This window comes from Paraburkholderia xenovorans, assembly GCF_046030735.1.
In the GTDB taxonomy this organism is placed as follows: domain Bacteria; phylum Pseudomonadota; class Gammaproteobacteria; order Burkholderiales; family Burkholderiaceae; genus Paraburkholderia; species Paraburkholderia xenovorans_A.
Genome location: NZ_JAQQBV010000006.1, coordinates 56,467 through 69,622, shown reverse-complemented (window position 1 = coordinate 69,622; position 13,156 = coordinate 56,467). Strand labels below are relative to the sequence as shown.

At 63.9% G+C, this 13,156-nt stretch carries 11 protein-coding genes and 1 tRNA gene; 5 read left to right on the top strand and 7 right to left on the bottom strand.

What is annotated here, in order from left to right; all coding sequences use genetic code 11:
* Positions 1-16: 16 nt before the first annotated feature.
* Entirely contained in the window at positions 17-466 is a 450-nt protein-coding gene (locus PQQ51_RS07700; protein ID WP_408496342.1) for an NUDIX domain-containing protein, read from the bottom strand.
* 91 nt (positions 467-557) lie between these two features.
* The gene (locus tag PQQ51_RS07695) at positions 558-947 is read right to left on the bottom strand and encodes an RT0821/Lpp0805 family surface protein (RefSeq protein WP_408496174.1); all 390 of its coding nucleotides are present in this window, start codon (positions 945-947) and stop codon (positions 558-560) included.
* Positions 948-1,207: 260 nt separating this feature from the next.
* On the opposite strand from PQQ51_RS07695, the gene PQQ51_RS07690 reads away from it, so the two are divergent.
* Positions 1,208-1,447, top strand: a complete 240-nt coding sequence (locus tag PQQ51_RS07690) for a hypothetical protein (RefSeq protein WP_408496173.1) — start codon at positions 1,208-1,210, stop codon at positions 1,445-1,447.
* Between the two features lie 40 nt (positions 1,448-1,487).
* On the opposite strand, the gene PQQ51_RS07685 is transcribed toward PQQ51_RS07690, so the two are convergent.
* Positions 1,488-2,867 carry a cytochrome-c peroxidase gene (locus tag PQQ51_RS07685; protein ID WP_408496172.1) on the bottom strand — a complete coding sequence of 460 codons (1,380 nt, stop codon included), beginning with the start codon at positions 2,865-2,867 and terminating at the stop codon, positions 1,488-1,490.
* A 216-nt stretch (positions 2,868-3,083) separates the two neighbouring features.
* Between PQQ51_RS07685 and PQQ51_RS07680 the strand changes: the two genes are divergently transcribed.
* Both PQQ51_RS07680 and PQQ51_RS07675 read left to right on the top strand, forming a co-directional pair.
* Positions 3,084-4,664, top strand: a complete 1,581-nt coding sequence (locus tag PQQ51_RS07680; protein ID WP_408496171.1) for an acid phosphatase — start codon at positions 3,084-3,086, stop codon at positions 4,662-4,664.
* 267 nt (positions 4,665-4,931) lie between these two features.
* Positions 4,932-5,312, top strand: coding sequence for a DUF427 domain-containing protein (locus tag PQQ51_RS07675; RefSeq protein ID WP_408496170.1), 381 nt, complete (start codon positions 4,932-4,934; stop codon positions 5,310-5,312).
* Positions 5,313-5,390: 78 nt separating this feature from the next.
* On the opposite strand, the gene PQQ51_RS07670 is transcribed toward PQQ51_RS07675, so the two are convergent.
* Together PQQ51_RS07670 and PQQ51_RS07665 are read right to left on the bottom strand one after the other, a co-directional pair.
* On the bottom strand, positions 5,391-6,761 hold the full coding sequence (locus PQQ51_RS07670; RefSeq protein WP_408496169.1) for a cytochrome-c peroxidase: 1,371 nt from the start codon (positions 6,759-6,761) through the stop codon (positions 5,391-5,393).
* A gap of 53 nt (positions 6,762-6,814) precedes the next feature.
* Complete coding sequence (locus PQQ51_RS07665) at positions 6,815-9,298, bottom strand: alkaline phosphatase family protein (protein WP_408496168.1); 2,484 nt, start codon at positions 9,296-9,298, stop codon at positions 6,815-6,817.
* 267 nt (positions 9,299-9,565) lie between these two features.
* Here PQQ51_RS07665 and PQQ51_RS07660 point away from each other — a divergent pair, with 267 nt between their 5' ends.
* Complete coding sequence (locus PQQ51_RS07660) at positions 9,566-10,261, top strand: GNAT family N-acetyltransferase (protein ID WP_408496167.1); 696 nt, start codon at positions 9,566-9,568, stop codon at positions 10,259-10,261.
* Between the two features lie 84 nt (positions 10,262-10,345).
* On the opposite strand, the gene PQQ51_RS07655 is transcribed toward PQQ51_RS07660, so the two are convergent.
* Together PQQ51_RS07655 and PQQ51_RS07650 are read right to left on the bottom strand one after the other, a co-directional pair.
* A tRNA-Arg gene (locus PQQ51_RS07655) sits at positions 10,346-10,422 on the bottom strand.
* 221 nt (positions 10,423-10,643) lie between these two features.
* Positions 10,644-11,474, bottom strand: coding sequence for an undecaprenyl-diphosphate phosphatase (locus tag PQQ51_RS07650; RefSeq protein ID WP_408496166.1), 831 nt, complete (start codon positions 11,472-11,474; stop codon positions 10,644-10,646).
* Between the two features lie 625 nt (positions 11,475-12,099).
* Here PQQ51_RS07650 and PQQ51_RS07645 point away from each other — a divergent pair.
* Complete coding sequence (locus PQQ51_RS07645) at positions 12,100-13,008, top strand: aldose epimerase family protein (protein ID WP_408496165.1); 909 nt, start codon at positions 12,100-12,102, stop codon at positions 13,006-13,008.
* The last annotated feature ends 148 nt before the right edge of the window (positions 13,009-13,156 follow it).

The window sequence follows — 13,156 nt, the reverse complement described above, 5'->3', positions numbered from 1 at the left end:
CAAGCACGAGCAACCGTCACAGCGAACGATGCAGTTCGACGAGCGACAGCGTGGTCTGAAAAAGCCGTGTGAGACTCCGGCTCGCATACCGTTCGACCTGGTCCGGCGCGGCCCAGCGATAAGCGTCCATTTCGGGAATCATCGTGCCGTCCGAACGGCGCGGAAACAGCGACGTGCAGGTGCAGCGCGACAGATCGAGTTCGTCGGCGCCAGCGCGCGTGGCGAACAGATGCAGGTCCTTGTCGCGCCGGTAGACGAACAACCCGAGATCCTTCAGACGCCCGGGCTCGAGCGCGATGCCGGTCTCCTCGACCATTTCGCGCAGCGCCGTGACATGCGGCGCCTCGCCCTCCTCGCCATGTCCCTTCGGAATATCCCAGTGCGACGTTTCGGTGGCGTGGGCGAGCAGCACGCGCCCATCCGGATCGAGCAGCACGATGCCGCACGACACGACCCGCGCGCTCATCGCCGCAATGCGCGCTGGCAACGCGCAGCTTGGTGCCGCAACGGCCACGAAACCGCGGACATCGCGGACATCGACTTACCGGCGCACATGCTCAGTGTTTTTTCTGCAATTGCCAGGCGCCGCTGCCCTGCTTGCAGAACTGCGGCTTCAGATTCATCGACTGGCCCTTCGCGTTCAGCACGACGCCCAGGTCGCGACAGGTGCGCTCGCCGTCCTTTGCCGTGCCGACGATGTTAATGGTCGCGTCGATCTTCACGCTATTGCCGGTGCCTTCGTTGACCCAACTGGCGCTTTCGCCGTCCTGCTTGTCTTCCAATGCGGCGAACACGGCCTTCTTGATCGAATCGACGTCGCGTTGCTTCATGTAGCTGATCGGCGTGTCGTTCAGAAAACCGAGATTCGCCGCTTGTGCGCCGATCGCGCCGCCCAGCAGCAAGCCGCCGACGGTCAGGTGAGTCAGGACACGGGTTCGCATCGACATGAAGAATTCTCCTCGAAGAGTAGTGCGGACGATCAGGAGCGCGCAGGCATCGGCTCATGATCTGGACCCCAAAAGCATAGCATGTCGTCTGAAGAACGGGCCCTGGAGCGGCCCGTGGCCGCGAGAGGGAAAGCGCGCGCACGCTCAGGCGCGCGGTATCCGCTGACATTTTTAGGAAGTGTCTCATTGGTTCATAGGAAGTGCTTGCTTAAGCTTGGGCACCTTTCTTCCTGCCCCAATCGAACCTCGACTACTTCGCTATGGACACCGCTCACGCTCTCGAAATTCTGACCATCTCCCTCGCACTGCTATGCATCGTGCTCGTGCCCGTCGCGATCCGCCGCGATCCCGGTCTCGCGCGCCGCGTCGTGCGGATGGATGCGCTGCCCCGCGCGCGCTGGCCCAACCTGTTGACACGCGTCGGCGTCGCTTTTTTGCTAGTGTCGTTCGCGTTGCTGCTGCTTGGCTGCTATCTGATGCTCGGCGGCGCCGGCCGCTAGAGCAGGCAGTTCGGACGGCGCGGCCGCCGCCCGGTCACGTCTACTGCGCGCCAGGCTTGTAGCCATCCGTCAGCGTATTCAGAAACGCCACCACATCCTTGATTTCGGCCTCGTCGAGCACGGGCTGGTCGCCCGGCTTGCGATCGAACGGCGGATCGGTGTTCAGATTGCTCCAGTAACGCCGCGGCAAATCGTCGAACTTCTGCACTTTCCCCTTCACCACCGGATAGAACTTCTGCGGGTTCGTATCGCGCTCGGCGTAAAAGCGCAGTACTTCGTCGAGCGAATGATAGATACCGTTGTGGAAGAAGCTCTTCTTCAGCGCGACGTTGCGCAGCGTCGGCGTGCGGAAGATGCCGCAAAATTCCGCACGGCCCTTCAGGTCGGTACGCTCGGGCCCGCAAGCGCCGAGGTCGTAGAAATGCGGATCGCGATTCACCGGCAACGCGCGATTGCGCGGCACGCCGATCGCAATCAGGCCGAAATCGCTGAACTGCGGCGGCGCGCCGTCTTTCGTGCGCTGGCTGATATGGCAGCTTGCGCAATTGCCCTTCTGCTCGTCGTTGAAGACCTGCAAACCGTGCAGTTCGGCTTTCGTGAGTTGCGCTTTGCCCGCGAGGTACGCGTCGTACTTGCTGCTGTACGGATAGAAAAGCTCGGGCGTCTGCTCGAAGGTTTCCAGCGATTGCAGCACCGCGTTGAAGGTGGCGTCGTCGCTATCGAAAACATGTTCGCCGAACGTCTTGCGGAAGTCGTCCGCGTAAGACGCCGCCTTCACCGCGGCAGCGACCTTCGCCGGCGTGCTGCCCATTTCGAACGACGACAGCAGCGGGATCCGCGCCTGATCCCCGCCGCGATCGACGCGGCCGTCCCACGTCAAGCCGCCGGTCGGCCCGGCATCGATGCTTTCGTCGCCTTCGTCGTCCGACTCGTGATAGTGCTCGGCGAACGCCGGCACCGACTGGAGGTACTTGAGCGTCGGCGCGGCGCGCATGCCGGTGCGGTGCATGTCGTTGCCGCCGAGTTGCACCGACAGCGAATTGGCCGGCGAAAACGCGTGATCCGGGCTGTGGCACGACGCGCACGCGAGCTTGCCCGAACCGGACAGCGACGCATCGAAGAACAGTTGCTTGCCGAGCGCCGACATGTGCCGTACCGATTCGTAGACTTGCGCGCGAGTTTGCGTCACGTCGTGCGCGGCGCCGTGAGCGGCCACTTGCTGCACGGTTGATGCAGCCGCCGCCTCTGCCACCGCCGCCGGTGCTTTGGCGTCGCACGCGGCGAGCGCCATCGCGACGCTGACAGCCAGCAGCACACCGACCCAGCCCCGCCCGACGGCAGCGTCCCGCCGCGCGCGAGTTCCAACCCAGGCCTTCGCCCGAGTCGCCGTTTGTTGAATCCCCGCCAGACCGCTTCGCATAGAAATGATGTGAGTTTGCGATATTGAAGTCCGCGAGCGTATTTCAAATACATGTCGTCTAAATGACATAAAGCCGACAGCAAATCGATACGACAATGCATTCGTAATTAATTACATCTTTCTGTCAAATTGCCTTGCGAAACTTTCGCCCGCGGTCAGCCGTGTAAGAAATGCACGGCGGCCCGTCCCCAACGCGAGAGAGAGAACAGACACCACATGAACAAGAAACTGATCTGCGCGACGCCGTTCGCGATCGCAGCAGTGCTAAGCCTGCACGCATGCGGCGGCGACGAAGTCACCCCGCCGCCCGACATCACGTCGATCAAAACGGTCGTCGTGATCTACGCGGAGAACCGCAGCTTCGACAATCTGTACGGCAACTTTCCGGGCGCCAACGGCTTACAGAACGTGAGCGCGGCGAGCGCGAAACAGCTCGATCGCGACGGCTCCGTGCTCGCGACGCTGCCGCAGGTGTGGAACGGTCTCACGCAAACCGGCGTGACGCCGGTGGTCACGCAGGCGATGACGGCGAACCTGCCGAACAGCCCGTTCGCGATCGACGACCCGAACGGTTTCAACACGCCGATCACCGCGACGACGCGCGACCTGTATCACCGCTTCTACGAGAACCAGATGCAGATCAACGGCGGCAAGAACGACAAGTTCGCCGCGTGGGCGGATTCGGGCGGCCTCGTGATGGGCCATTACTCGCTCGACGCCGACAAGCTGCCGCTGTGGAAGATCGCGCAGCAATACACGCTCGCCGACAACTTCTTCATGGGCGCGTTCGGCGGCTCGTTCCTGAATCACCAATGGCTGGTGTGCGCCTGCACGCCGACCTATCCGAATGCGGACAAGAGCCCGGCGGCGGGTTCGGTCTCGTCGGTGGAAGCCGACGGCGTCACGCTGAAACTCGCGGCCAACTCGCCGGCCTCCGCACAGAGCGGCCCGCCGAAGTACGTGAACTCGGGCAACCTGACGCCCGACTTCTACGCGATCAACACGATGCAGCCGCCGTATCAGCCGAGCGGCAACAAGCCGGCCGCGGGCGGCGACGCGAATCTCGCCGATCCGACGGCCGCCACCACGCTGCCGGCGCAGACGCAGCAGCACATCGGCGATCTGCTGAACAACGCGAAGGTGTCGTGGGCGTGGTACGGCGGCGCATGGGGCGCGGCCATCTCGGCGGTGCAGAACGGCACGCCTAACGTGGTCTACGGTGCGAATCTGACGGCGCCGAATTTCCAGACGCACCATCAGCCGTTCAACTACTTCGCCGACCTCGCACCGGGCAGCGCGAACCGCTCGCAGCATCTGCTGGACGGCGGCCTCGCCGGCTCCGAGTTCATCAAGGCCATCGACGCGGGCACGCTGCCGCAAGTGTCGTTCTACAAGCCGCAGGGCAACCTGAACGAGCACGCGGGCTATACCGACGTCGCATCGGGCGATCAGCACATTGCCGATGTGATCTCGCATCTGCAGAAGAGCCCGCAGTGGAACAACATGCTGGTGGTCGTGACCTACGACGAAAACGGCGGCTTCTGGGATCACGTCGCGCCGCCGAAGGGCGACCGCTGGGGTCCGGGCACGCGTATTCCGGCGCTGATCGTTTCGCCGTATGCGAAGAAGGGTTATGTCGACCACACGCAATACGACACGACGTCGATCCTGCGTTTCATCACGCACCGCTTCTCGCTGCCGACGCTGCCGGGCATCGCCGCGCGCGACGCCGCGCTGGTGAGCAACGGCGCGAAGCCGATGGGCGATCTGACGGCCGCGCTGAACATCCGCCCGTAACGGAGCGGCGATCGAACGGCGCCAGGCGCCACACAATAAGCGCCAAGCAATAAGCAACAGTCCGCCTGTGCGCGCGACTTCCTGACGGGGCAGCTTCGGCTGCCCTTTTTTTCGGCCGCATGGGGCCATCTGAATGACGAAGCGAACACAACGCGTTTTCGTCACCGGCGTATGCTTCGACGCAGGACGCGCTCGTTTCCGTCGAACGCGGCTCGACTTTCATCGCAGCATTCGCAGGCTGGTCCACTCATCCAGGAGCTCGACAGCATGACTGAAAAAACCATCAAGGTCCCCGGCGCCGATCATCCGATCACGGTCGAGCCGGGCAACGTGCGCGTGGTCGTGACCGTGGCCGGCCGCGTCGTTGCCGATACGCGCAACGCGCTGGTGCTGCGCGAAGCGTCGTATCCGCCGGTGTATTACATCCCGCGTACCGATGTCGAGATGACGCTGCTCGAACGCACCGATCACGCGACCTATTGCCCGTACAAAGGCGATTGCGCGTACTACAGCATTCCGATCGGCGGCGAGCGGACGGTGAATTCGGTGTGGACCTACGAGTCGCCTTATGCGGCGGTGAAGGAGATCGCGCAGCATCTCGCGTTCTATCCGGACCGGGTCGATTCGATCGACGTGCAGGCGGCCTGAACGGCTAGCGCGGTGCCTGGCATGTTGAAGTGCCCGGCACCGCGTGAACGACGATGAACATGCGCGTTGCGAAGAGCGTTACTGGTTTTTCGGGCGCACCGTCGCAGACGCAACACTACGCACTTGCGGGCCGCCCGCCTGATCCGAATAGCCGTCGTCGAGTGTCTTCATGAACGCGATCACATCGCGGATCTCGGCCTCATTGAGGGCCGGCTTCGCCCCGAGCTTCCGGTCGAACGGCGCATCGGCGACATCCGCGTTCTGACGGTAACGCACCGGCAGATCATCGTACTTGTCGACCTTGCCGTTCGCCGCCCGCGGATACCACCTCCCCGGATTCGTATCGCGCTGAACATAGAAGCGCATCACATCTTCAAGCCGATGGTATCGGCCGTTGTGAAAGAACACCGATCGCGTTGCCGCATTGCGCAGCGTCGGCGACTTGAACATCCCGCAAAAGCTCTTCTCGTTCGCGAGCTCCGGCCGCCCACACAAGCCCAGATCGTAATGATCCGGATCACGATTGGCCGGAATCTCGGGGTTACGCGGCACACCTAGCGCGGCAAACGAAAAATCCGCAAACTGCGCCGGGCGACCACCGGGCCCCGGCGTATCGAGGTGGCATTTCGCGCAGTTCCCCTTGGCCGGATCGTTGAAGAGCGACAGCCCGTGCAGTTCCGCCGCGGTAAAGGTCGCATGATTCGACATCACCGCATCGAACTTGCTCGTGTACGGGTGGAAGCTCGGATCCTCGGACTGGAACGCCTCGAGCGCGAGCCCTATATCCACGAATGCCTGCTGCGGCTGCGAGAAAATCTGCTGCCCGTACACCGCGCGAAAACGCCCGGCATTCGCGCCACGCCGCAGCGCATCGACCACCGAAGCCGCGTCGCGATTCGCCATCTCGTCCGGATTCAGCAGCGGCATGCCGGCCTGCGCGTGCAACGACGCCGCCGCGCCGTCGCGCATGAAGCCGCCCGTCGGCCCTTCGTCCTCGACGTCTTCCGACGCCGGGGTATAGAAGTGGCGGCTGAACATCGGCGTGAAGCTCAGGTAGCGCAGCGACGGCACCGAACGCGCGCCCGGATGCTTCAGATCGGGGCCGCCCAGTTGCACCGCGAGCCCGTTCGGCGGTCCATAGGCATGGTCCGGACTATGACAGCTCGCGCACGACATCCGGCCGGAACCGGACAGCGAGTTGTCGAAGAACAACTGCTTGCCGAGTTCGGCGGCCGGGCTCAGTTGCGCCGGCACCGCCGGATAGCGGACCCACACATTGACCTTGAACGGCGCGGCAGCTTGACGGCCGGCCTTGGTCGCGGCTTTCGTCACCGCTTTCGTCGCCGAGGCGGGTGCCGGCCCCGCATCGGCGGCCTGCGGAAACTGCACGGCAGCCGCGCTGCGCATCGCGATCGGGCCGAGCAGCCCGATCGCGGCGGCAGCGATCATTACACCGGCAACCGCGCAGCGGGGCCGGCCGGCCCGCTTCAATCCGTTTCCCATCAGAAGCTGAACATCGACATCAGATCGCCGATCGACGTCGTGTTGACGGGCAGGTAGGCGTTTTGCGCGGTGCCGACCGGGTTCGGCAAGCGGTCACGGCTGCGCGCCGAGAGCGGCTGCAGACGCCAGTTGCGCTCGATGAATTTCAGCACCGAACCATGATCGGAATAAGTGTGGTCGACCGCGCCCTTGCGAGCGTAAGGCGACACCACCAGCATCGGAATCCGCGGACCGTCGCCGAAAAAGTCGAGGTTCTGGATCGCGCCGGAATCGAAGTGGCCGCCGCCTTCGTCCGTGGTGATCACGATCGCGGTATGCGCCCACAGCGTCGGGTTCGCCTGCACGTTGCCGATCAGCGTCTTCAGGAAGTTCTCATAGGTGGCCGGCGCCGAATAACCCGGATGGCCGCTATCGAGATTCTTCGGCACGACGAACGACACTGCGGGCAGCGTGCCGTTCTTCACGTCGTTGTTGAAGGTCGTCAGGCCGACCAGGTTCGCACGCAGCGACGCATTGGTCATCACGTTCGACGAAGCGACCAGCGGGTCGCCGATATTGTTGTACTGCGTGGCCTGCGCCGTGGCTAAGGCCTGCGCGGGCGGCAGCGAATCAACCGTCTCGAGCAACTGCGTCTCGCCGGTCAGGTCACCCGTCTCGCGCCCGCCTGTGTACCACTTCCACGACACGTTCTTCGCGGTCAGCGCCTCGGCGATGGTCGGCACCGTCTGCGGCGGATAGTTGAAGTTGTTCGCGCCGATCGGCTGCACGTTGCCGTTCAGGTCGTAGCCGGGGTTGTAGTTGTTGACCAGGTAGTACTTGCCCGGATCGCAGTTGCTTGCGACGTGCTTGCCGGCGAGGAAGTCGAGAATCGGCTTCACGCCCGGCTGGCTCGCGTCGGAGCAGTTCACATACGAGCCGCCTTCATAGCCGTCCTGCGTATAGAAGTTCGGCGTGCCCGATAGCGGGTTCGGGTTTTCGATCTGGTTCGCGGGCGGCGACGCGACGGCGCCTGCGTTGTTGAAGAACGGCGAATCGGCGGTCGCGATCGAGAAGAAGTTCGCGCCCGTGCCGCCCATGATCGACTGGTGGTAGTTGTCGCTAAGCGCGTACGTCTGCGCGAGCGACTGGAAGTACGGCGCGTCGCCGGTCGACATGTTCATGAAGCCCATCAACTCGCCGCCCTGCGACGGGTTCGTCGGCGTGATGCCGCTCGTGTCGCCGCCCTGGCCCACCGTATCGGCCACCCACGTGAACATGTCGTGCTTGCTATTGTCGCCGCCCGTCTGCTGCCACATCTGGAAGAAGCGGTGCACCGGATCGCCCGTCATCGTGAACAGCGTCAGGCCGAACGGCTCGAGCTGCGTGATTTCCTGCGCGTACGGCACGTACTTGCTGATCTGGAACGGACCGTCCGGCAGGTTCGCCGGGAAGCGCGTATCCGGCACGCCGGTACCCGTCGAGAAGTTCTGCAGGTTCACAATGCCGATCTGCTCCGGCTGCGGCAGAGTTGCGTACGGCGTCGAACGTGCCGGTTGCAGCGAGTAGGCGGTCTGCGTCGCGCCCTGGTTCTGCTGCGCGAGCGAGAAGTTCGGGCCGGGCGAGCCGTCCGCGTTGATGATGCCCTCGGACAGCAGGTTCTTCACCGTCTGGCCGGTCGGCGCCACATAGCCGCCGAACAGACCGTCGAAGGTCTGGTTCTCGCCCACCACGACGATCACGTGCTGGATCGGCGTGGTCGTCGCGCCGTTGCTGAGCGCGAGCGCGGAAGCCACCGCCGCCGCCGGCACCGGGCCGGACGTCGCGCCGGTCACCGGAATCGAGACGGTCGCGCGGCTCGCGTCGGCGCCCACTGCGATGCTGCCGGCATGCACGTTGAAATGCACGATGTCGAACAGGTTGTCGAGCGGATTGCTTGCGTTAGCGACATACGTGCCGTCGCTGATCGGATTGTTTGCCGCGTTCGCCGACACGCCGAATGCGGTGAAGAGCGGCTGCAATGCGCTCGTCACGTCCTGGCCGGCCTGCGCGATGCTGCCCGGCGTGATCTTCGCGGCACCGATCTGCGCGGCGCTCGGCGCGCCGGACGGCACGAGGCCGAGCACGCGCTGCGTCTGCAGCGAGGTCAGCGGATTCAGGTTCGCGACGGCAGCGGCCGCGCTGCCCGGCGCGTTCGTGGCGGGATCGATGACGGCCGACAGCGTGGCAGCGCTGCCGTCGACGTCGTTGAACGGCGCCGTCAGCACGAACGGGGGCGTGCCGCTGAAGGCCGCGGTGAACCTGCCCTGCGCGTCGGTGACCGCCGTGTTGGTCGACTTTCCAGTGCTGTCGGTGACCGTCACCGACACGCCGACGATAGGCGCGCCAGCGGCGACGATGCCGGACAGGTTCATGCTGGAGGTCGTGGAGATGCTGTCGGAATTGCCGCAGGCGTTCAGAAACAGCAGCGTCGCGGCGCAAGCTAGCGTGGAGATGCGTGGGCTCATGAGGTCTCGTCGAGGGGATAGCGACCACGTCGGATTCTGATGTACCGTGCTTGCGGTATCAGTGGGGTCGCATTAGCGGCAGCATGTTCGGTGATGTGCGTGACAGCTTCGTGTAACACCTTCCGGCGCAATGACGGACCAGGTGAGCCGCTCAGCCACGCGCAGATGCCATTTCGCTTATTTTTTGACCGTCCGGCGAATATTGCCGGCCGTGCGGTGTTCATGATGAGACTGCATCGCCGTCAAACTTACAAGGAGCTTCGCTCAGTGCATCCTCTCGACAACCCGGCGTGGAACGCGCTCACTACATTGCAGCGCCCGGTCAGCTCGGGCAACGAATTGGCTCGCCGATTCGAACCGTCCATTTCACCGATTGCCGCCGTCGCGGATTCCGCCGATCCGACTTGCTGGCGCGCTCTGGCCGAGGTGGTGGGCTCGGGTGCGCTGATCGGCCTATTCGCCATTGCGAAGAACGCGCCGCCCGAAGAATGGACCGTCGACTGGCGCCATACCTTCGCGCAGATGACATGCACCAAGGCGACGTATAAAGCAACCGCTCGCACGGCCTCTTTGCCTTCGATGCGCGTACTCACGCTTGCCGATAGTCCTGCGATGGTCGAACTCGCTGCGTTGGCACAGCCCGGTCCGATGGAAATGCGAACGGTCACGCTAGGCCGGTATCTGGGTATCTTCGACGACGACAACGCGCTCGTCGCAATGGCTGGCGAGCGCATGCGGCTCGATGGCGCAACCGAGGTGAGCGGTGTTTGCACCCACCCTGAGCACCGCGGCAAGCGCTACGCGCAGGTACTGAGCGCGGCTATCACGGAGCACATTCTTGAGCGCGGCGACACTGCGTTTCTTCACGTGAGAGAGGGGAACACAGGCGCAGCCGGCGTGTACGAAAAGCTCGGGTTCGGGGTCCGCGCGGTGTTCGATATTGCGGCGGTGATGAAGCGCTAGGTGCGGATCGTCGCGGAGCTTCGTTCCCGCGTCGCGATCACAAGCGGCGCGATGGTGTTACCCACCATGCTCTTCTGATTTTGTTGGTACGGCAGGAGGGACTCGAACCCCCCACCCTCGGCTTAGAAGGCCGATGCTCTATCCAGCTGAGCTACTGCCGTATTGACGTGAGGCGATGCAACGACGTAACAACCATTCGCAACGTGCATCGCCCACAACGAGAACCCGCTCTCGGGCGCTGAGAAACCTTGGAGCGCTTGAGGCCCGCTTGGATTCCTTCACGCCGCAGGTTTCGTGGGATATCGAAATTCTAACCGACCACGCGGTGGACGGGAATTCCGGCCCATTGAACCGGGCCCGGATTATAACCGATCGCCGTTGCTCAGACCGGCTGCGGATGCGTGATGAACCAGCCGAGGAAAAAGATCCCGGCAATCACGCAATACAGACCGAACGACGCAAGACGTCCGCGGCCTTCGAAATAACGCATCAAGAAGCGCACGCTCAGATACGCGGCAATCGCGGTCAGCACGCCGCCGAGCAACGCGTCGGCGAGCTGGCCCGGTGCGTGGAACAGCTTCGGCAATTCGAGAATGCCGGCCGCGAAGATGATCGGTGTGCCGAGCAGGAACGAGAACTCGGCGGCCTTTTCGGTGGTGAGACCGGCGGCGTTGCCGGCGATCATCGTCAGACCGCTGCGCGAGAAGCCCGGAATCAGCGCGCCGATCTGCGCGAGGCCGACGAAAAACGCCTGGCGGAAAGTCAACTTCTCCGGCGCCGGATGCGCACGTGAACGCTGCAGCCTATCGCCGAACCACAGCAGCACGCCGTTGACGATCAGCGCGATCGCGACGATGCGCAGGTCGTGAAACAGCAGTTCGAGCTTCTTCTCGAGAATCAGCCCGACGAGACCCGCCGGAATCGTGCCGATGATCAACGCCCACATCATGTGCGCGTCGTCGTTGCGACGGCCGCCGAACGATGCGAAGAAGCCGCGCACGAGAGCGCACCAGCGCTTGCGGAAGTACCACAGCAGCGCGAGCGCTGTCCCGAGATGCAACGCGACGAGGAAAGGCAGCAATTGCGGCGCATGTTTGTCGATATGCATACCGAACACGGCAGGCACGAGCAACGTGTGGCCGAGACTGCTCACCGGAAACAACTCGGTGACGCCTTGCAGCACACTCAGGAAAATCAGGAACGACAGGTTCACGCGGCGGCCCTCTATGTAAGGAAAATGTCGGGGAGCAGCGCGCCGCACAACGGGGAAACGGCGCGTCAGAGGCGCACCGATTATGCCTGGCTGCACTCGCAGCGCCAAGCGTTTGGCCCACATTCGGGCAAATAATGATGCAGCGCGTCACAACTGGAAACCGTTGTTACGCCGCAGAAAAGACTCGGGCCGCCGTGTGGGCAGCCCGCAGGGTGATGCAGAATTCTTCGCGCCTGATTACACGCGAGGCGTCGGTCTCTCGGCCCCTGCCTCGACAGCAGGCTCGCCGCCCGACAGCACAGCCGGAAGCCGCGTTCAGCGCTCCAGCTTGTAGAAAAAGTAGACCGTGCTCGCCGCGAACATGCCGAACAGCGCGACACCCATTGCCATTGCCAGATCCATCCCGCCTCCTGAGCCGTCTCGCCCGAACGTCGAATAGAACGGGCCGTCGGTTCATTATCGGCAAGGACGGCGCCCACGCGACACCCGCAATTTCCCCAGAAGGGTTTCCCCGTAGCGCAAAGCGGCGCAAAATCGTCGTCTCGCGTGGCGCCGCGCCGCACTTGCCCACGCGGCCCGGCACCATTGAACCTGTTCATCCACCGTCATCAACCCGCCAGCGACCATGCCCCTCTCACCGCAACAGGACATTCTCGAGATCGCCCAGGACGCCTCCGTGCTCCGCTTCGCGCCGCAAGCCGGCGGCCGTCTTCTGTCGTGGATCGTCGACGGCGAAGAAGTCGTCCATTGGCCGGAGAATCCGGACTGGAGCCAGCCCGCGCGAATTCGCGGCGGCAATCCGCTGCTGTTTCCGTTTCTCGGCCGGCATCGCGTCGACGGCAAAATCGGCTATTGGCGCGACGCCGAAGGCACGGTGCGCGAACTGCCGATGCACGGCTTCGCGCGCGACCTGCCGTTTGAAGCCCACGCCGACGTCCACGGCGCCGGCTTGCGCATGGTGCTGACCGATAGCGAGGCAACGCGCGGCGGCTACCCGTTCGGCTTCCGCTTCGAGGCGGCCTATAGCCTCGTCGACACGCATACGCTCGAGGTCACGCTGACCACAACGAATACCGGCGACGCCCCATTGCCCTACTACGCCGGCCACCACTTCTACTTCACGCTGCCGCACGCGCAGCGCGCCGCAACCTCGCTGGAACTGCCGCCCACCGAGCGGTGCTATCAGCAGGAGGACGGCTCGATCAGCGCGCTGGAACCGGGCGACGCACGCTACACGCTCGACGAAACGCGCATCCTCGACCGCTTCCATGTGCTGAAAGGCGAGCCGGACCAGCCCGTGCGTCTGATCGCGCCGGGCCTGAACCGGGTCATCACGATCGATCTGCAGCGGCCCGGCTCGCTGCCCTGGTATTCGGTGACCACGTGGACCGAAAAGCCGGAGTCGGACTTCTACTGCATCGAACCGTGGCTGGGTCTGCCGGACGCGATCCACAACGGCCGTGGCCTGCGCTGGCTGGCGCCGGGCGATACCGAGGCAGCCACGCTGCGGATCGGCGTTAGCAAGCTGCGCTGAAGACGGTTCACGGCCGTCCTTTGCGGTCGCCGCATCTCGCGCCGGTCCTACACCGGCAGCGAAATTCCCGTCCTGTTTTGCCGCAACTTCACCGCCTGCGCACCCGTTTTTCGGGTGCTGCAGCGCAAAACCGTTAGAATCGGACGCT

What these genes read in the sequence shown, in the direction of transcription:
- PQQ51_RS07700 (WP_408496342.1), bottom strand. Translation starts at nt 466, where the DNA reads ATGAGCGCGCGGGTCGTGTCGTGCGGCATCGTGCTGCTCGATCCGGAT.
- PQQ51_RS07690 (WP_408496173.1), top strand. Translation starts at nt 1,208, where the DNA reads ATGGACACCGCTCACGCTCTCGAAATTCTGACCATCTCCCTCGCACTG.
- PQQ51_RS07665 (WP_408496168.1), bottom strand. Translation starts at nt 9,298, where the DNA reads ATGAGCCCACGCATCTCCACGCTAGCTTGCGCCGCGACGCTGCTGTTT.
- PQQ51_RS07675 (WP_408496170.1), top strand. Translation starts at nt 4,932, where the DNA reads ATGACTGAAAAAACCATCAAGGTCCCCGGCGCCGATCATCCGATCACG.
- PQQ51_RS07645 (WP_408496165.1), top strand. Translation starts at nt 12,100, where the DNA reads ATGCCCCTCTCACCGCAACAGGACATTCTCGAGATCGCCCAGGACGCC.
- PQQ51_RS07695 (WP_408496174.1), bottom strand. Translation starts at nt 947, where the DNA reads ATGTCGATGCGAACCCGTGTCCTGACTCACCTGACCGTCGGCGGCTTG.
- PQQ51_RS07670 (WP_408496169.1), bottom strand. Translation starts at nt 6,761, where the DNA reads ATGATCGCTGCCGCCGCGATCGGGCTGCTCGGCCCGATCGCGATGCGC.
- PQQ51_RS07685 (WP_408496172.1), bottom strand. Translation starts at nt 2,867, where the DNA reads ATGCGAAGCGGTCTGGCGGGGATTCAACAAACGGCGACTCGGGCGAAG.
- PQQ51_RS07680 (WP_408496171.1), top strand. Translation starts at nt 3,084, where the DNA reads ATGAACAAGAAACTGATCTGCGCGACGCCGTTCGCGATCGCAGCAGTG.